Origin of the sequence: Pseudomonas hydrolytica (assembly GCF_021495345.1) — a bacterium.
In the GTDB taxonomy this organism is placed as follows: domain Bacteria; phylum Pseudomonadota; class Gammaproteobacteria; order Pseudomonadales; family Pseudomonadaceae; genus Aquipseudomonas; species Aquipseudomonas hydrolytica.
Genome location: NZ_CP099397.1, coordinates 4257343 through 4275342, shown reverse-complemented (window position 1 = coordinate 4275342; position 18000 = coordinate 4257343). Strand labels below are relative to the sequence as shown.

14 protein-coding genes are annotated in these 18000 nt (G+C 65.6%); 2 read left to right on the top strand and 12 right to left on the bottom strand.

The window, feature by feature from the left end:
* Positions 1-46: 46 nt before the first annotated feature.
* The 12 genes from L1F06_RS20065 to dksA all read right to left on the bottom strand — a co-directional run bounded on the left by L1F06_RS20065 (position 47) and on the right by dksA (position 15758).
* Positions 47-913: an oxygenase MpaB family protein gene (locus L1F06_RS20065; protein WP_129481813.1), complete on the bottom strand. Its 867-nt coding sequence runs from the start codon at positions 911-913 to the stop codon at positions 47-49.
* 120 nt (positions 914-1033) lie between these two features.
* Positions 1034-2971, bottom strand: coding sequence for an acetate--CoA ligase (gene acs, locus L1F06_RS20060; RefSeq protein WP_012019570.1), 1938 nt, complete (start codon positions 2969-2971; stop codon positions 1034-1036).
* A gap of 290 nt (positions 2972-3261) precedes the next feature.
* On the bottom strand, positions 3262-4926 hold the full coding sequence (pgi, locus tag L1F06_RS20055; protein ID WP_003244639.1) for a glucose-6-phosphate isomerase: 1665 nt from the start codon (positions 4924-4926) through the stop codon (positions 3262-3264).
* A 78-nt stretch (positions 4927-5004) separates the two neighbouring features.
* Complete coding sequence (gene panC / locus L1F06_RS20050) at positions 5005-5862, bottom strand: pantoate--beta-alanine ligase (protein WP_129481812.1); 858 nt, start codon at positions 5860-5862, stop codon at positions 5005-5007.
* Positions 5859-6659: a 3-methyl-2-oxobutanoate hydroxymethyltransferase gene (gene panB, locus L1F06_RS20045; RefSeq protein WP_003244641.1), complete on the bottom strand. Its 801-nt coding sequence runs from the start codon at positions 6657-6659 to the stop codon at positions 5859-5861. Before panB ends, panC begins: the two co-directional genes overlap by 4 nt.
* A 273-nt stretch (positions 6660-6932) precedes the next feature.
* Positions 6933-7421 (bottom strand): 2-amino-4-hydroxy-6-hydroxymethyldihydropteridine diphosphokinase, encoded by a 489-nt coding sequence (gene folK, locus L1F06_RS20040; protein ID WP_129481811.1) that lies wholly within the window; start codon positions 7419-7421, stop codon positions 6933-6935.
* Positions 7418-8809, bottom strand: a complete 1392-nt coding sequence (locus L1F06_RS20035) for a polynucleotide adenylyltransferase PcnB (protein ID WP_129481810.1) — start codon at positions 8807-8809, stop codon at positions 7418-7420. The genes folK and L1F06_RS20035 overlap by 4 nt, the downstream gene beginning before the upstream one ends.
* Before the next feature lie 826 nt (positions 8810-9635).
* The gene (locus L1F06_RS20030; protein WP_012019565.1) at positions 9636-11069 is read right to left on the bottom strand and encodes a sigma-54-dependent transcriptional regulator; all 1434 of its coding nucleotides are present in this window, start codon (positions 11067-11069) and stop codon (positions 9636-9638) included.
* A 53-nt stretch (positions 11070-11122) separates the two neighbouring features.
* Positions 11123-14077: a sensor histidine kinase gene (locus L1F06_RS20025; protein WP_129481809.1), complete on the bottom strand. Its 2955-nt coding sequence runs from the start codon at positions 14075-14077 to the stop codon at positions 11123-11125.
* Entirely contained in the window at positions 14061-14237 is a 177-nt protein-coding gene (locus L1F06_RS20020) for a hypothetical protein (protein WP_003244646.1), read from the bottom strand. The genes L1F06_RS20025 and L1F06_RS20020 overlap by 17 nt, the downstream gene beginning before the upstream one ends.
* A gap of 139 nt (positions 14238-14376) precedes the next feature.
* Complete coding sequence (gene gluQRS, locus L1F06_RS20015) at positions 14377-15261, bottom strand: tRNA glutamyl-Q(34) synthetase GluQRS (protein ID WP_129481808.1); 885 nt, start codon at positions 15259-15261, stop codon at positions 14377-14379.
* A gap of 50 nt (positions 15262-15311) precedes the next feature.
* A complete protein-coding gene (gene dksA / locus L1F06_RS20010; protein WP_003244648.1) occupies positions 15312-15758 on the bottom strand; it encodes an RNA polymerase-binding protein DksA in 447 nt (148 codons plus the stop codon).
* A 257-nt stretch (positions 15759-16015) separates the two neighbouring features.
* Between dksA and L1F06_RS20005 the strand changes: the two genes are divergently transcribed.
* Positions 16016-17197 carry a pyridoxal phosphate-dependent aminotransferase gene (locus tag L1F06_RS20005; RefSeq protein WP_129481807.1) on the top strand — a complete coding sequence of 394 codons (1182 nt, stop codon included), beginning with the start codon at positions 16016-16018 and terminating at the stop codon, positions 17195-17197.
* On the top strand, positions 17187-17894 hold the full coding sequence (gene sfsA / locus L1F06_RS20000; RefSeq protein ID WP_129481806.1) for a DNA/RNA nuclease SfsA: 708 nt from the start codon (positions 17187-17189) through the stop codon (positions 17892-17894). Before L1F06_RS20005 ends, sfsA begins: the two co-directional genes overlap by 11 nt.
* The last annotated feature ends 106 nt before the right edge of the window (positions 17895-18000 follow it).

Genomic DNA, 18000 nt, shown 5'->3' with positions numbered 1-18000 from the left:
GAGGCTGATGGTCGCATGGCTGACCGTGACCGGCCAGCCACGCCTCCTAGGGCTGCAGGCGACGGCGCGCGCGCTGGGCAGCGCTGTTGCGCACGGCCCAGCGCAGCACGTTGGCGGTGCGTTGCACGCTGGCGCGGATCAGGGGCCGGCGCCAGGCCGCCTGCTGTTCGCCGAGCAGGTCGCTGGCCCAGTCCGGCAGCAGGTCGACGCCGGCCTGCAGCATCAGGTTGCCGAACGGTTTGGCGAGAATGCTCGGCATCGGCGCGGCGTACAGCAGTCGCACCACTTCGCGGGTGCGCTCATCACAGAGCAGTTGCGGGCGCAGGCGCTGCAGATAGTCGGCGATGGCCTGAGCCGATTGGGGCACGTCCTGCGCGCCGAGGCGTTCGGCGATCAGCGCCACTTCGCGGTAGTAGCGATCCTGCTCGGCCACCGGCAGCTGCGGGTCGACGTAGCGCAGGTAGCCGGCGAGAAACTGGCTGACCTCGGAGACATGCACCCAGGTCAGCAGCTCGGGATCGCTGGCGCGATAGGGGCGACCGTCCGGCGCGCTGCCGGTCACCTGCAGGTGGATGCGGCGCACCTTGTCGATCAGCTGTTCGGCATCGTGCAGCCCGCCGTAGGTGGTGCCGGCGATGAACAGGCTGGTGCGGCGCAGGCGGCCGAGCATGTCCTGGCGAAAGGTGGAGTGATCCCACACGCCGGCCAAAGCCAGCGGATGGAGCATCTGCAGGAGCAGGGCGGAGATGCCGCCGACCATCATCGCGGTAAAGTCGGCGTGGACTTCCCAGACCATCGACTCGGGGCCGAACAGGCCGGCATCACCGCGCGGCTGGTCGAGGTCGAGCACGCCCAGCGAGGCGCCGGTGAGGCTGTGCACCTGTTTTTCGATCTGACGACGTAGGCTTTCCATGCTGCGCAGTGTCGAACCTCGGCTCGGCAGACGCAAGGCGGAGGTCCGCAGGGTGCACCGCGCGCACCTTCATGCGCTGCGGCGAGTGACCTGGTGCGCACGGCGCACCCTACGGTGGGCTCAGCGGTTGAGGCGCTGATCGATCAGGCTGTCGACCACGCTGGGGTCGGCCAGGGTCGAGGTGTCGCCCATGTTCTCCAGCTCGTTGCAGGCGATCTTGCGCAGGATGCGCCGCATGATCTTGCCCGAGCGGGTCTTGGGCAGGCCCGGCGCCCACTGGATCAGCTCCGGCTTGGCGAAGCTGCCGATCTCCTTGCCGACCAGGGCCAGCAGATCCTTCTTCAGCTCGTCGGAAGGTTCCTGGCCGTTCATCAGGGTGACATAGGCGTAGATGCCCTGGCCTTTCACGTCATGCGGGTAGCCGACCACCGCCGCCTCGGCCACCGCGTCGTGTAGCACCAGGGCGCTTTCCACCTCGGCAGTGCCGATGCGGTGCCCCGAGACGTTGATCACGTCATCGACACGGCCGGTGATCCAGTAGTAGCCGTCCTCGTCGCGGCGCGCGCCGTCGCCGGTGAAGTAGTAACCGGGGTAGGGCTTGAAGTAGGTATCGACCATGCGCTGGTGATCGCCGTAGACGCTGCGAATCTGGCTCGGCCAGCTGGCCTTGATCGCCAGCACGCCGGCGCCTGGGCCTTCGATCTCCTTGCCCTGCTCATCGAGCAGCACCGGCTGTACGCCAAAGAAGGGGCGGGTCGCCGAGCCGGGTTTGAGGTCGGTGGCGCCGGGCAGCGGGGTGATCAGGATGGAGCCGGTTTCGGTCTGCCACCAGGTGTCGACGATGGGGCAGCGCATGTCGCCGACCACATGGAAATACCATTCCCAGGCTTCGGGGTTGATCGGCTCGCCCACCGTGCCGAGCAGACGCAGGCTCGAACGCGAGGTGGCTTTGACCGGCGCCTCGCCTTCGCGCATCAGTGCACGCAGGGCGGTGGGAGCGGTGTAGAAGGTGTTGACCTGGTGCTTGTCGATCACCTGCCAGAAGCGCGAGGCATCCGGGTAGTTGGGCACGCCCTCGAACATCAGGGTGGTGGCGGCGTTGGCCAGCGGGCCGTAGACGATGTAGCTGTGCCCGGTGACCCAGCCGACATCGGCGGTGCACCAGTAGACGTCGCCCTCGTGGTAGTCGAACACGTACTTGTGGGTCATGGCCGCGCCGAGCAGATAGCCGCCAGTGGTATGCAGCACGCCCTTGGGTTTGCCGGTCGAGCCCGAGGTGTAGAGGATGAACAGCGGGTCTTCGGCATCCATCGGCTCGGCCGGGCAGTCGGCATCGACCTCCTTGAGCGCCTGGTGGTACCAGAGGTCACGGCCCTCCACCCAGGCCACGTCACCCTGGGTGCGCTCGACCACCACCACGGTGGAGACGTTCGGGCAGCTCTGCAGGGCCTTGTCGACGTTGTTCTTCAATGGGATGTACTTGCCGCCGCGCACACCCTCGTCGGCGGTGATCACGGTGCGGCAGTCGGCATCGAGAATGCGATCGCGCAGGGCATCCGGGGAGAAGCCGCCGAATACCACCGAATGCACCGCGCCGATGCGTGCGCAGGCCAGCATGGCGTAGGCCGCCTCCGGCACCATCGGCATGTAGATGCATACCCGGTCGCCCTTCTTCACGCCGCGGCGTTTGAGCACGTTGGCCAGGCGGCTGACGTTGTGGTGCAGCTTGTTATAGGTGATGTGCGCCGACTCGGCCGGGTTGTCGCCTTCCCAGATGATGGCGACCTGCTCGCCGCGCTGTTGCAGATGGCGGTCGATGCAGTTGTAGGCGACATTGAGCTGGCCGCCCTTGAACCACTCGGCGCGGCCCTGCTTCAGGTCGCTGCTGTGGACCTGATCCCAGGGCTTGAACCAGGTGAGGAAGGCCTTGGCCTGCTCGGCCCAGAAGGTATCGGGTTGCTCGACGGACTGCTGGTACAGGCGCAGATAGGCGTCGTTATCCAGGTGTGCACGCTGGCGCACCGCGTCGGCCACGGGGTGACGGGTGATCTCGAACATGGCGGGGTCCTTGTAATTGTTTGTCCGCAACAGGTCCAAGGGTGCATCCAAGCCCGTGCAGGTTCAAGGGCTATGCAACTCGATTTGCCCCCTGACAGGATTGACCGAGCCGGCGGGCGCATGTTCCAGCTGCGCGGCGACCAGACGACGGGTCGCCCCGCCGTAGCGCAGCGGTTTCGAAAGTGCATACAACCTCCGGCATGCCTTCAGCCGGGCCCTGGGGGTGACGCCGGCGGAGTACTGGCAGCGCTTCTGCCGCTAGGCGCACGCATGCGCCCGCGGCAGGGCGGTCAGCCGCGATGCTGCGAACGGAAGTGCTCGATCAGGCCCTGGGTGGAGGCGTCGCTGGCCGGTTCGCCACTGGCGCCGGTGAGGCGCTGGTAGACTTCCTTGCCCATTTCCTTGCCCAGTTCCACGCCCCATTGGTCGAAGGCGTTGATGCCCCAGATGGCGCTCTGCACGAACACCTTGTGCTCGTACAGCGCCACCAGCGCACCGAGGTTGAACGGCGCGATGCGGTTCATCACCAGGATGTTGCTCGGCCGGTTGCCGGGGATCACCTTGTGCGGCGCCAGGCGCTGCACCTCGTCTTCGCTCAGCCCCTTGGCGCGCAGCTCGGCCTCGGCCTCCTCGCGGGTCTTGCCCTGCATCAGCGCCTGGGCCTGCGACAGGCAGTTGGCGAACAGCCACTGATGATGGTCGGACAGCGGGTTGTAGCTGTTGACCGGGACGATGAAGTCCGCCGGCACCAGCAGGCGGCCCTGGTGCAGCAGCTGGTGGTAGGCATGCTGGCCGTTGCAGCCGACGCCGCCCCAGATGATCGGGCCTGTGGCGATGTCCAGCGGCGTGCCGTCCTGGCGCACGCTCTTGCCGTTGGACTCCATGTCCAGCTGCTGCAGGTGCTTGGTGAAATTGCGCAGGTAGTGGTCGTACGGCAGGATCGCGTGGCTCTGCGCGCCCCAGAAATTGGTGTACCAGACGCCTAGCAGCGCCATCAGCACCGGCATGTTCTCGGCCAATGGTGCCTGGGTGAAGTGCTCGTCCATGGCGTAGGCGCCGGCCAGTAGCTCCTTGAAGTTGGATACGCCGATGGCCAGGGCGATGGGCAGGCCGATGGCCGACCACAGCGAGTAGCGGCCGCCGACCCAGTCCCACATGGGGAAGATGTTCTCCTCGCCGATGCCGAACTCGATGGCCGCCTTGCGGTTGCTGGTCACGGCGATGAAGTGACGGTGCAACTGTTCTTCCGGGCCGCCCATGGCCAGGTACCAGTCGCGTGCGGCCAGGGTGTTCTTGAGGGTTTCCAGGGTGCCGAAGGACTTGCTGGAAACGATGAACAGGGTGGTTTCCGGATCGAGGCGGGCGGTCAGTTCGCGGAACTCGCTGCCGTCGATATTGGCCAGGTAGTGGCAGCGCACGCCGCGCTGGGTGAACGGGCGTAGCGCCTCGGAGACCAGTTGCGGGCCGAGGAAGGAGCCGCCGATGCCGATGTTCACCACTTCCTTGATCGGCTTCTCGCTGTAGCCACGCCACAGACCGCTGTGAATGCGACTGACCAGTTCGGTGACCTGGTTCAGCACGCGGTGCACCTCGGGGATGATGTCATTGCCATCGACCAGCAGGCGGCGACCGATGGGGCTGCGCAGCGCCGTGTGCAGCGCGGCGCGGCCTTCCGAGGCATTGACCCGCTCGCCGTTGTACAGGGCCGCGATGGCCTCGTGCAGGTCGGCCTGTTCCGCCAGCTGAATCAGCAGCTCGAGGCTTTTTTCGGTGATCAGGTTCTTCGAGTAGTCCAGCAGCAGGCCGCAGCTGTCGAGGGAAAAGCGCTGGAAGCGGCGGGGATCGCCGGCGAAGGCTTCGCGCATGCTGAAGCCGGCCATCTCGGCGCGATGTTGCTGCAGGGCTTGCCAGGCGGGCAGGCGAGTGATGTCGTGCGGCTGCTGGTAGTAGGCCATCGGAACTCCTGATCCGGGAAAGCAAAAGGCCCGGTGCGACCGGGCCTCGCGAGTTTAACCGCCTGGCTTTGGATGCAGCTACTGGCCCGCCAGTTCAACCAAAAGGTTGTCGATCAGGCGGGTGCTGCCCAGATGCGCCGCGGTGAGCACCACCAGGTGGCGGTCGTCGAGCTGAGCCGGACGCAGGTTGAGGGCGTTGCGGATCTCCAGGTAGTCTGGCGTGAAGCCGGCCTCGCGCTGCTGCGTCTGGGCGGTTTCGATCAGCCGGGCATAATCCCGAGCGCCGTGGTGCAGCGCCTCGGCGATGCTTTGCAGGCTGCGGTACAGCGCCGGGGCGACGGCGCGTTGCTCGGCGCTCAGATAGCCGTTGCGCGAGGACAGCGCCAGGCCGTCCTCGGCACGCTGGGTCGGCGCGCCGATGATCTGGATCGGCATGTTCAGGTCCTGCACCAGGGCGCGTATCACGGCCAGCTGCTGATAGTCCTTCTCGCCGAACACGGCCAGATCGGGCTGGACCATGTTGAACAGCTTGGTCACCACCGTGGCCACGCCCTCGAAATGGCCGGGTCGGCTGGCGCCGCACAGGCCTTCGGAGACGCCGGGAACCGTCACCCGGGTCTGATCACCCATGCCGTGCGGGTACATTTCCGCAACGTCGGGGTGGAACAGCAGATGGCAGCCGGCCGCCAGCAGCTTCTCCTGATCGGCGGCGAGGGTGCGCGGGTACTTGTCCAGGTCCTCGCCGGCGCCAAACTGCAGCGGATTGACGAAGATGCTGGCGACCACGAAGTCGGCCCGCTGGGCGGCGATCTGCACCAACGAGGCGTGACCGGCATGCAGGTTGCCCATGGTCGGCACGAAACCGATCTGTTTGCCCTCGGCACGTGCCTGGGCGACGGCCGCACGCAGCTCGCGCAGGGTCTTGACCGTATTCATGCGGAGAACCCGTGTTCGGCGGCAGGGAAGCTGCCGTCCTTGACCGCCTGGACGTAAGCGCTCAGAGCACCGTGAATGCTGCTCTGGCCCTCCATGAAGTTGCGCACGAACTTCGGCGCGCGGCCGGACAGCGACAGGCCGAGCATGTCGTGCTGCACCAGCACCTGGCCATCGGTAGCGGCGCCTGCGCCGATGCCGATCACCGGAATCTTCACCGCCTGGGTGATTTCCGCCGCCAGCTCGCTGGGCACGCATTCGAGCAGCAGCATGGCCGCGCCAGCCTGTTCCAGGGCCATGGCATCGGCACGCATCTGCCGCGCCTGGGCTTCCTGGCGGCCCTGTACCTTGTAGCCGCCGAGGATGTTCACCGCCTGCGGGGTGAGGCCAAGGTGCGCGCAGACCGGCACACCGCGTTCGGCCAGCAGGCGGATCGGTTCGGCCAGCCAGCCGGCGCCTTCCAGCTTGACCATGTGGGCGCCGGCCTGCATCAGCCGGGCGCTGTTGTTCATGGCTTGTTCGGCCGTGGCGTAGGCCATGAAGGGCAGGTCGGTCAGGATCAGCGCGCCCTGATTGCCGCGTTTCACGCAGGCAGTGTGGTAGGCCATTTCCTCGACGCTGACCGGCAGGGTGCTGTCGTGACCCTGCAGGACCATGCCCAGGGAGTCGCCGACCAGCAGCACATCGACGCCAGCCTGGCAGGCCGCACGGGCGAAGGTGGCGTCGTAGCAGGTCAGCATCGCGATCTTGTCACCGCCTTGCTTGAGGCTCTGCAGTGTGGTCAGGGTAACGTCAGGCATTTCAAGGGTCCTCGCTCAGGCTCGGTATACCGCTTCTATCCGGCTGCAATCCGGCCTGGATTGGCATAAAGGTGCGCCCGGCGCGGGGCGACGGGACGCCTATAGTCCTGATGGGGGGGCGTGAAGTCAATTGCGGGTGTTACCGCCCTGTTACTGGCGTTACCGCCAATGTAGACGGAAGCGGCCTGGGCTAGAGCCGGCGCGGGCTGGCGTCGGGTAGCAGGAGAATCGGTACGGGGCGCGGTGGAGGCGGTGTTGCAACCGTGGGCCGCGCTATTCCGGCAGACGTTCCAGGCCGGTAAAGGGGCAGGCGGCAAGGAGGGTGGCGAGGCTGCGGCCATCCGGCAGCTGCAGCTCGGCTGCGAGCTCGGCCAGCGGGTAGAGCACGAAGGGGCGGGCGTGCATATGGTAGTGCGGCACGCACAGGCGCTCGTCGTCGATCAGCCTGGCACCGAACAGCAGGATATCCAGATCCAGCGTGCGCGGCCCCCAGCGTTCGGCCTTGCGCACGCGGCCCTGCTCCTGCTCGATGCGCTGCAGGGCGTCGAGCAGTTCCCAGGGTTGCAGCTCGGTATCCAGCGCCGCCACGGCGTTGACGTAGCGTGGCTGGTCCGGCGGGCCGAGCGGGTCGCTGGCATAGAAGGAAGAGTGAGCGACCAGGGCCGTTTGCGGCAGCTCACCGAGCGCGGCGAGGGCGCTGCGCAACTGCTGCAGCGGCTCGGCGAGATTGCTGCCGAGGCCGACGTACACCCGCTCCATCATTCGCCGCTGCTCTCACCGCCGCGCTTGCGTTTGCCGCCGCTGCGGCGGCGTTTGCGCGGTGCGCTGCCTGCCGCCTCCGGTTTGCCGGCCAGATCGCGGATCATCTGCCGACGCTGGCTGTCGCTGGCTTCCTGATAGTCGGTCCACCAGTCGCCCAGGCCTTCGGTGTCTTCGCCAGCGCGCTCGCGCAGCAGCAGGAAGTCATAACCTGCGCGAAAGCGCGGGTTTTCCAGCAGCAGGTCGGCACGCTTGCCGCTACGTCGCGGCAGGCGCTCCTGCATGTCCCAGATTTCGCGGATGGGAATGGTGAAGCGCTTGGGTACGGCAATGCGCTGGCACTGCTCGGTGATCAGCTCGTGGGCCGCTTCCTGCATCGCCGGAATCGGCGGCATGCCCTTGCTTTGCAGATGCAGCACACGGGCCGGCAGGGCTGGCCAGAGCAGGGCGGCGAAGAGGAAGGCCGGGGTGACCGACTTGCCGTCGTGGATACGGTCATCGGTGTTGATCAGCGCTTCGCGGATCAGCTTCTCGGTGTACTCGGGATTGCGCTTGAGCGCCTCGCCGCTGGCCGGGAACAGCTGGGCGAACAGGTCGTGTTCGAGCAGCAGATCGAAGGTGTACTCGGCGTAACCGGCCAGGAACAGCTTGAGCACCTCATCGAACAGACGCGCTGCCGGGATGTCGCGCAGCATCGGGGCCAGGCGGCGGATCGGCGCGGCGCTGTGCTTCTCGATGTCGAAGTCCAGCTTGGCGGCGAAGCGCACCGCACGCAGCATGCGCACCGGGTCTTCCAGGTAACGCTGTTCCGGATCGCCGATCAGGCGTACCAGGTGATTGCGCACGTCATGCATGCCGCGGGCGTAATCGAGGATGTGCTCCTGCGTCGGGTCGTAGTACAGCGCATTGATGGTGAAGTCGCGACGCTGGGCGTCGTCCTCCAGGGTGCCGTAGACGTTGTCGCGCAGGATGCGCCCGCTTTCGTGGCGCGCGGCCTGGTTGCTGTTCTCCTCTTCCTCGCCTTGCGGGTGGTTGGCACGGAAGGTGGCCACTTCGATGATCTCGCGGCCGAAGTGCACATGAACCAGCTTGAACCGGCGGCCGATGACGCGGGCGTTGCGAAACTCGGCGCGCACCTGCTCGGGCGTGGCGCTGGTGGCCACGTCGAAGTCCTTGGGGTCGATGTCCAGCAGCAGGTCACGCACGCAGCCGCCGACCAGATAGGCCTGATAACCGGCCTTCTGCAAGCGCTCGACCACGCTGATGGCGTGACGGCTGATCTCGTTGCGATTGATCGGGTGTTGACGGCTGCTCAGCACTTCGGGCGTGCTGCGAGGACGTGGCGCGCGGCGCAGGGGCGAGCGAAAAGACGTAAACAGCTTCTTCAGCATGGGATGCACTGTGTGGGGAGGTGACCGATCAGGCTCGCAGGTTGAAAAACAGCCTGCATCGGCAACTCGGCGCTGGAAGCATTTCCTCGGTGCTCATCCACTTCAGGTAGATATCGCGATCGCGGTTGTGCTGGCCGTGTTCTGGCTGCCTCGTCAATGTTTTTCAACGGTCTGCGAAACGATGACCGCATGTTTGCTGCGGATTCTAGCATCGTGTCGGGAGAAGATGTGTAAAGCGGCAGGCGGGGATCCGTGGAGCGGAAGCTACTGGGGGAGCCGAAGCTCCCCCCCAAGTTGGTGCGTGCTTTGTTTTTGTTGTTATTGAGGGCCTGTTGTTCTTGTTGTTTGGCCCTTCCCGGCTCGCCGTGGCTCACCGGGTGCTCCCTAGAGTGGGGAGCCAATAGCAAACGGATTTCTTTGGACGCTGATGCTGCCATTAATCAACCAGTTCGGGTGCTGCCTGAAGGCAGTTTTGTTGTTCTCGGTCTGGTTGCAGGGGCAGAACCCCTTGCGGCAACTCCTCTCCAAAAGAATCAGTTAGCTGCGCCTCCGTCCTTGTTGTTTTTGTTGTTCTGGAGTCGTTGCGTCTTGTTCTTATTGTGTAGGGCATTGCTTGTTATTGTTGTTGTGCCAGAGATAAAGCAGATGCCGTGCCAGTTTTTGCGATTCCTTTTAAATCAAGGGTTTGCGGCAATGCGACGTGATCGGGAGGGTAGAAAAAAGCCGGGTTTCCGTTACCTTTAGACCCGGCTTTTGTTACGAGATATTGGTTCGGTAACAACCTGTAGAACCTGCGCAGGATGAGGTTGTCATCCTGGATGCGACGTCAAGGCCCACTGGTCACGCCGGATTTGCGCCGCGGGATGCCCAGGCGCTGGCGACGTTCCCACAGACACTTGCGGCTGATGCCCAGCTTGCGCGCCAGCTCGGTTTCGGTCATGTGATCCTGATGTTCGAGGACGAAGTGCTGGAAATAGTCCTCCAGCGACAGGTCCTCGGTCGGTTCGTGGCTGTTGCCGGCGCTCTGGCCGGCTACCGCGGGCAGGCCGAAGTCGTCATCGTCCAGATCGTCCAGCTCGATGTCGATGCCCAGCAGGTCGGCAGAAATCTCCGCGCCCTCGCAGAGGATCACCGCGCGCTCGATGGCGTTCTCCAGCTCGCGCACGTTGCCCGGCCAGGGATAATGGCGGATGGCCTGTTCGGCATCCTGGGCGAAGCGCAGAGGCTCGCGCCCCATGCGCGTGCACTGGCGCACCAGAAAGGCCTGGGCGATTTCGCTGACGTCGCTGCCGCGCTCGCGCAGCGCCGGCAGCTTCAGGGCGATGACGTGCAGGCGGTAGTAGAGGTCTTCGCGGAACTGGCCGGTCTTGGCCAGGGTCTTGAGGTCGCGGTGAGTGGCGGCGATCAGGCGTACGTCGACCTTCTGCGACTGCACCGAGCCGACCCGGCGAATCTCGCCTTCCTGCAGCACGCGCAGCAGGCGCGCCTGGGCTTCCAGCGGCAGTTCGCCGATCTCGTCGAGGAACAGGGTGCCGCCATCGGCCGCTTCCACCAGGCCGGCGCGTCCGGCGCTGGCGCCGGTGAAGGCGCCTTTCTCGTGGCCGAACAGTTCGGACTCGATCAGGGTTTCCGGAATGGCCGCGCAGTTCACCGAAATCAGCGGCGCCTTGGCGCGCTTGGAGAGGTTGTGCAGGGCACGCGCCACCAGCTCCTTGCCGGTTCCGGATTCGCCCTGCACCAGCACGTTGGAGTCGGTGGGGGCGACCTTGCGAATCTTGCTGTAGAGCTCCTGCATGGCGGCGCAGGAGCCGATGATGCCGATCTCGCCGTTGGCGTTGTCTGCCGTCTTCTCGGCACTGCCACTGCGCGCGTTGCCGGCGGCAGCTGGCGCCGGTGCGCTCTTGGCTTCCTGGCGGTCGCGCAGGATGCGGGCCACGGCCTGGAGCATCTCGTCGTGGTCGAAGGGTTTGGCGATGTAGTCCACCGCGCCCATCTTCATCGAGTCCACCGCCGAGCGCAGGCTGGCGTAGCTGGTCATGATCAGCACCGGCGTGCCTTCGGCCAGCTTGATCAGTTCGGTGCCGGGGGCGCCGGGCAGGCGCAGATCGCTGACGATCAGGTCGAAGGTGGGAATGCTGTAGCGCTCCTGGGCCTCCTGTACCGAGCCGGCTTCGCTGACCTGGTACTGATTGCGTTCGAGCAGGCGGCGCAAGGCAGAGCGGATAATGGTTTCGTCTTCGACGATAAGAATATGTGGCATCAATTCGGTCTCTCGACGGTCACGGAGGTGCCGCTGGCACCCTCTCTCGCTGTTTACATCGCTACGGACGTCGCCTCGACATGCCTTGGCAGGGTGACCCTGATGCGAGTGCCCAGTTGGCGCTCGGGGTCGGCCGGGCTGTCGATTGTTATTTGTCCATAATGCTCTTCCACGATCGAATAGACCAGCGCGAGGCCCAGGCCGGTCCCCTCGCCGGGGTCCTTGGTGGTGAAGAACGGCTCGAACAGGCGATCGATGATCGCCTTGGGAATGCCGCTGCCTTCGTCCTCGACGATCAGGTCGACGGTATGTTCGCTGGCCTCGCTGCGCACGCGGATGGCGCCGCCGGGTGGCGAGGCGTCGCGGGCGTTGGACAGCAGGTTGATCAGCACCTGCGCCAGACGCTGCGGATCGCCCTCGGCCCAGTGTTCCGGGTCGCAGAGGTTGTAGAACTGGATCTCGAAGTTGCGCTTGTTCAGCGACAGCAGGCCGATGGCGTCCTGGGCCACGTCGGCCAGGCACACCGGCTCGTCGCTATGCTGGTGGCCCCCGGAGTGGGCGAAGCTCATCAGCGACTGGACGATGCGCGAGACGCGCTTGGTCTGTTCCAGTATCTGCCCGCTGATTTCGGCCAGCTCGGCGTCGGTCTCGCGCTCTTCACGCAGGTTCTGCGCCAGGCAGGCGATGCCGGTGATGGGATTGCCGATCTCGTGGGCCACGCCGGCAGCCAGGCGGCCGATGCTGGCCAGGCGCTCGGAGTGCACCAGCTTGTCTTCGAGCATCTGGGTTTCGGTCTGGTCCTCGACCAGCAGCACCAGGCCGCTATTGCCGGGGGCCAGCGGCTCGTCGATGGCGGCCTTGTGCAGGTTGAGCCAGCGGATCTGGCCATCGACGGCCAGGTGCTGTTTGTGCAGGTGTTGATCAGGACGCTCGATGAAATCCTGCAGTAGGCTCTGCCAGGGTTCGGCCAGGGCCGACAGGCGCGAGCCGACGATGCGCTGCGCGGGAATCTCGGTGAGCTCTTCCATGGCCCGGTTCCACATCAGGATCTCCTGATCCTTGGCCAGCGAGCACACGCCCATCGGCAGTTCCTGCAGGGTCTGGCGGTGGTAGCGGCGCAGCGCGTCGAGTTCGGCGGCCAGGCCGGTGAGGCGCGACTGGTAATCCTCCAGGCGGCTTTCGATGAAGTGGATGTCCTCGGTGACGTAGCCCTCGCTGCCGGATTTGTAGGGCAGGAAGGTCTCGACGATGTCCTGCGCCACGCTCGGTCCCATCAGGCCGGAGAGGTTGGCTTCGATGCGGTCGCGCAGGCGACGCAGCGCGTAGGGGCGGCCCTCGTCGAAGGGCAGGTGCAGGTCGCGCAGGGCCTGCTCCACCTCGCGCTGGGCGGTCTTGGCGCCCAGCGGTTTGGCCAGCTGGGCGGCGAAGTCCTGTGGCGATACCGCCACCAGTTCGCGGCGCTGCGGGCGGCGCACGTTGTCCACCGCGCAGGCTTCGGCGGCGCTCTTTTCCTCGGGGCTGGCTTCGGTGAACAGCGAAACCAGGGTGAACACCAGCACGTTGGCGGCCAGCGAGGCGATCGCCGCCAGGTGCCAGCTGGCGTCGTCGAGCACGTAGACCACGTTGAACAGCGGCAGGTAGAAGCCTTCCAGATTGCCCAGCAGCGGCAGCAGCATGGTCAGCGCCCAGACGCTGATTCCGGCCAGCAGCCCGGCGAGGAAACCGCGGCGATTGGCCGTCTGCCAGTACAGCACCGAGAGCACGCCAGGCAGGAACTGCAGGGTGGCGACGAAGGCGACGATGCCCAGGTTGGCCAGGTCCTGCTGGGCACCGAGCAGCAGGTAGAAGCCGTAACCGGCCATGATGATGAAGGCGATCAGCGCGCGGCGGGTCCACTTCAGCCAGCGGTAGATGTTGCCTTCGGCCGGTGGCTGGTACAGCGGCAGCACCAGGTGGTTCAGCGCCATGCCGGACAGTGCCAGGGTGCTGACGATGATCAGGCCGCTGGAAGCCGACAGGCCGCCGACATAGGCGAGCAGCGCCAGCGCCTCGCTGTTCACCGCGATGCCCAGGCCCAGGGTGAAGTATTCCGGGTTGGTGGTGGCGCCGAGCTTGAGGCCGGCCCAGAGGATCAGCGGCACGGCCAGGCTCATCAGCAGCAGGAACAGCGGCAGGCCCCAGCTGGCGCTGACCATGGCGCGTGGATTGAGGTTCTCGGTGAAGGTCATGTGATACATGTGCGGCATGACGATGGCCGAGGCGAAGAACACCAGCAGCAGGGTGCGCCACGGACCTTCCTGCAGCGGCGTGTGCAGCGTGGCCAGCGCCGCCTGGTTCTGCACCAGCCACAGTTCCAGTTCACGTGGGCCGCCGAACACCTGGTACAGCGCATACCAGCCGATGACGCCGAGGGCGACCAGCTTGACCAGCGATTCGAAGGCGATGGCGAACACCAGACCCTCGTGTTTCTCGCGCGTGGCGATATGGCGTGCGCCGAAGAGAATGGTGAAGAGGATGATCAGCCCGCAGTAGCTCAGCGCCACCTTCTCCTGCAGCGGCTCGCGGCTGAGGATGCCGATGGAGTCGGCCACCGCCTGAATCTGCAGGGCCAGCAGCGGCAGTACGCCGATCAGCATGAACAGAGTGGTCAGCACACCCGCCCAGGTGCTGCGAAAGCGGAAGGCGATCAGGTCGGCCAGCGACGACAACTGGTAGGTGCGGGTGATGCGCAGGATCGGATAAAGCAGCACCGGTGCCAGCAGGAAGGCACCGGACACCCCGAGGTAGCTGGCAAGAAAGCCGTAGCCGTACTGATAGGCCAGGCCCACCGTGCCGTAGAAGGCCCAGGCGCTGGCGTAGACGCCCAGTGACAGGGTGTAGGTCAGCGGATGGCGGATGATCCAACGCGGGATCAGACCGTGTTCGCTGACCCAGGCAACGCCGAACAGCACCAGCAGATAGCCGGCGCTGATCAGGATCAGTTCGCTCAGGCTAAAGCTCGTCAGCATCGCGTTGGCTCTGAAGAATGAAGGTGACGACGATCAGGATCAGCCACAGCAGATAGGGCCGATACCACGCGCCGTTGGGGTCGATCCACCAGTCCATGATGGCTGGGGAGAACAGGTAGATCCCCACCACCAGGATCAGAACCAGTCGGTAGATATACATGTGGCATCTCGTCGAACGATGCCGCGATGGTAAAGGATGCCGCGCGTTTCAAGCCACAAACTTGAAGCCGGGGTAGGGTGCGCCGTGCGCACCGAGGCCGTGCGAGGTTTTCTCAAGGCACTGGTGCGCGCGGCGCACCCTACCTCAATTGCGCTTCTGCCAGGGTGCGGCTGCGCGGAATGCGCGTGGCGTCCCAGTTGGCGCGGCCCCAGCTCAGCAGCTCGGCCGGAGCGGCGCCTTGCAGTTCGGTGGGCGGTTGCTGGCCCAGGGCACGCAGGGCGCGCAGCAGCAGAGGTCCGGCCTGGTCGGCGGGCAGCGGTGGCGAGCGGTAGCTCTTGCCCAGCTTGTGGCCATCGGGCTGGATGATCAGCGGCACGTGCAGGTAGCGCGGTTGTGGCAGCCCGAGCAGCTCCTGCAGATACAGCTGGCGCGGCGTGGAGTCGAGCAGGTCGGCACCGCGCACCACATCGGTGACACCCTGCCAGGCATCGTCCAGCACTACCGCCAGCTGATAGGCGAACAGGCCGTCGCGCCGGCGAATGACGAAGTCGCCCACCTCGCGCCCCAGGTGCTGGCGAAATTCGCCCTGCACGCGGTCGACGAAGTGATAGGCCAGCTCGGGCACGCGCAGGCGGATCGCCGCGTCCTGGTCGGGGTGGCCGGCATCGCGGCAGAACCCCGGGTAGATACCGGCGTAGCCTTCCAGCTGCTTGCGTGAGCAGATGCAGGCATAGGCCAGGCCCTGACTGAGCAGGCGGGCGATCACGGCGGCGTATTCGGCGTGCCGCTCACTCTGGCGCACCAACTCGCCATCCCACTCGAAACCGTAGCACTCCAGGGTGCGCAGGATCGCATCCTGGGCGCCGGGTACCTCCCGGGGTGGGTCGAGATCCTCCATGCGCAGCAGCCAGCGGCCGCCAACGGCGCGGGCATCGAGGTAGGAGGCGAGGGCGGCGACCAGCGAGCCGAAGTGCAGATAGCCGCTGGGCGTGGGGGCGAAGCGCCCGATATAGGCTGTGTTCATGAAGCGAAGGCCAGAAACAGAGCGGGGCGCCTAAGCGCCCCGTCGTCAGATCAGGAACCGATCTGCTTTTCCTTGATTTCCGCCAGCGTCTTGCAGTCGATGCACAGGGTCGCGGTCGGGCGGGCTTCGAGGCGGCGAATGCCGATCTCGACGCCGCAGGAGTCGCACCAGCCGTACTCGTTGTCTTCGATCAGCTGCAGGGTCTCGTCGATCTTCTTGATCAGCTTGCGCTCGCGATCACGGGCACGCAGCTCCAGGCTGAACTCTTCTTCCTGGCTGGCGCGGTCGGCCGGATCGGGGAAGTTGGCCGCTTCGTCCTGCATGTGGTGCACGGTACGGTCGACTTCCTGCATCAGCTCCAGCTTCCACTTGTTGAGGATGCTGGTGAAGTGAGCGCGCATCGGCTCGCTCATGTATTCCTCGCCTTTCTTCTCTTGATAAGGCTCGAAACCACGAATCAGCTGGCTGGTGCTTTTGGCTTTTTCTTTTGTGGGCATGGATGACGCCTCTCACTCTTTCGAATCCATCGCGCAGGTTATTCCATTGCCAGGCGGTTGTCCGGCCCTGCGGCTGCAAGCGGGCGAACTTACCAGATCGAATCGGGGCGCGCTACTCCCGGTTGTCTCTGCTTCGCCCAGGGTGTGAACGAAAGCTGCATGAGCACGGGCCGCAAGCGAAACGGCCTGCACGACCCCTGCCGAGGCGCGCGCCTGCCCTGCTAGAATCCGCGCCTTGCAACCGTGAAGGCAGGCCCATGGCTCAGCTCTACAGTGCGCGCAGTCGCGCCATCGAACCCTTTCATGTGATGGCCCTGCTGGCCCGCGCCAACGAGCTGCAGGCCGCCGGTCACGACGTCATCCACCTGGAAATCGGCGAGCCGGACTTCACCACGGCAGAGCCGATCATCCGCGCCGGCCAGGCGGCCCTGGCTGCCGGGCATACCCGCTATACCGCCGCGCGTGGCCTGCCGCAGCTGCGCGAGGCCATCGCCGGCTTCTACGCCGAGCGTTACCGCTTGAGCGTAGACCCCCAGCGCATTCTGGTCACCCCGGGCGGTTCCGGTGCGCTGCTGCTGGCGGCCAGCCTGCTGGTCGATCCGGGCAAGCACTGGTTGCTCGCCGACCCCGGTTATCCCTGCAACCGTCACTTCCTGCGCCTGGTGGAAGGCGCCGCACAGCTGGTGCCGGTCGGCCCCGACGTGCGTTATCAGCTGACCCCGCAACTGGTCGAGCGGTACTGGGATTCGAGCAGCGTCGGGGCGCTGGTCGCCTCGCCGGCCAACCCCACCGGCACCCTGCTGCACAAGGATGAACTGGCCGCCCTGGCCGGCTGCATCAAGCAGCGCGGTGGCCATCTGGTGGTGGACGAGATCTACCACGGCCTGACCTACGGTTGCGACGCCGCCAGCGTGCTGGAGGTAGATGACGAGGCCTTCGTGCTCAACAGTTTCTCCAAATATTTCGGCATGACGGGCTGGCGCCTGGGTTGGCTGGTGGCGCCGGAGAACGCCGTGCCTGAGCTGGAGAAGCTGGCGCAGAACCTCTACATCAGCGCGCCGAGCATGGCTCAGCATGCCGCGCTGGCCTGCTTCGAGCCCGCGACCCTGGCCATCCTCGAAGAGCGTCGCCACGAGTTTCAGCGCCGCCGCGACTATCTGCTACCGGCCCTGCGCGAGCTGGGCTTCGGCATCGCCGCCACGCCCGAGGGCGCCTTCTATCTATATGCCGATATCAGCGCCTTCGGTGGCGATGCCTTCGCCTTCTGCCGCCACTTCATCGAAACCGAGCACGTGGCGTTTACCCCGGGCCTGGATTTCGGTCGCTACCAGGCCGGGCATCATGTGCGCTTTGCCTACACGCAGAACATCGACCGCCTGCAGCAGGCGGTCGAACGCATCGCCCGCGGCTTGAAGAGCTGGAACCCCGATGCGCTTTGATCCGCCGTTGGAAGAAGGCCGCCTGCTACGCCGCTACAAGCGCTTTCTCGCCGATATCGAGACCGCCAGCGGCGAGCCGATGACCATTCACTGCGCCAACACCGGTTCGATGCTCAACTGCATGAGCGAGGGTTGTCGGGTGTGGTTCGGCCGCAGCAACGATCCCAAGCGCAAGCTGGCGGGCAGTTGGGAAATCAGCGAAACGCCGCAAGGGCGCCTGGCCTGCATCAACACCGCGCGAGCCAATGCCCTGGTGGAGGAAGCGCTGCGTGCCGGGCTGATCACCGAGCTGGCCGGCTTCACCGCGCTCAAGCGCGAGGTGCCCTATGGTGTGGAGAACAGCCGCGCCGATTTTCGCCTGGATTATCCGAGCGGGCCGGTCTTTGTCGAGGTCAAGAGCGTGACGCTGGGCTTCGATGGCAGCGACGTGGCGGCCTTTCCCGATGCGGTGACGCTGCGTGGCGCCCGGCACCTGCGTGAGCTGGCCGCCCTGTCGCGCCTAGGTGTACGTACCGTGCTGCTGTACTGCGTGAATCTGTCCGGCATCGTCGCCGTGCGGGCTGCGGAGGACATCGATCCGGCCTACGCCGCCGGTCTGCGCGAAGCCAGAGCGGCGGGTGTGGAAGTGCTGGCCTACGGCGCCGAGCTCAGCCCTGAGGGTATCTCGCTGGTTCGCCGGCTGGAGGTGTTTGCGTAAGGTGCGCTGTAGCAGCCTCTAGCCGTGAGGCTCTCCTTTGCGCGTGTATGGCGCCCTTGGTTGATTGGACGCTACGAGGCCTGGCGTCAATGCGCATGCGCTTCAA

Excerpts from the sequence above, each read along its gene's own strand:
- folK (WP_129481811.1), bottom strand. The coding sequence starts at position 7,421 with ATGATGGAGCGGGTGTACGTCGGCCTCGGCAGCAATCTCGCCGAGCCG.
- panB (WP_003244641.1), bottom strand. The coding sequence starts at position 6,659 with ATGCCTGACGTTACCCTGACCACACTGCAGAGCCTCAAGCAAGGCGGT.
- gluQRS (WP_129481808.1), bottom strand. The coding sequence starts at position 15,261 with ATGAACACAGCCTATATCGGGCGCTTCGCCCCCACGCCCAGCGGCTAT.
- L1F06_RS20035 (WP_129481810.1), bottom strand. The coding sequence starts at position 8,809 with ATGCTGAAGAAGCTGTTTACGTCTTTTCGCTCGCCCCTGCGCCGCGCG.
- L1F06_RS20005 (WP_129481807.1), top strand. The coding sequence starts at position 16,016 with ATGGCTCAGCTCTACAGTGCGCGCAGTCGCGCCATCGAACCCTTTCAT.
- dksA (WP_003244648.1), bottom strand. The coding sequence starts at position 15,758 with ATGCCCACAAAAGAAAAAGCCAAAAGCACCAGCCAGCTGATTCGTGGT.
- L1F06_RS20065 (WP_129481813.1), bottom strand. The coding sequence starts at position 913 with ATGGAAAGCCTACGTCGTCAGATCGAAAAACAGGTGCACAGCCTCACC.
- L1F06_RS20025 (WP_129481809.1), bottom strand. The coding sequence starts at position 14,077 with ATGCTGACGAGCTTTAGCCTGAGCGAACTGATCCTGATCAGCGCCGGC.
- L1F06_RS20030 (WP_012019565.1), bottom strand. The coding sequence starts at position 11,069 with ATGCCACATATTCTTATCGTCGAAGACGAAACCATTATCCGCTCTGCC.
- L1F06_RS20020 (WP_003244646.1), bottom strand. The coding sequence starts at position 14,237 with ATGTATATCTACCGACTGGTTCTGATCCTGGTGGTGGGGATCTACCTG.
- sfsA (WP_129481806.1), top strand. The coding sequence starts at position 17,187 with ATGCGCTTTGATCCGCCGTTGGAAGAAGGCCGCCTGCTACGCCGCTAC.
- pgi (WP_003244639.1), bottom strand. The coding sequence starts at position 4,926 with ATGGCCTACTACCAGCAGCCGCACGACATCACTCGCCTGCCCGCCTGG.
- panC (WP_129481812.1), bottom strand. The coding sequence starts at position 5,862 with ATGAATACGGTCAAGACCCTGCGCGAGCTGCGTGCGGCCGTCGCCCAG.
- acs (WP_012019570.1), bottom strand. The coding sequence starts at position 2,971 with ATGTTCGAGATCACCCGTCACCCCGTGGCCGACGCGGTGCGCCAGCGT.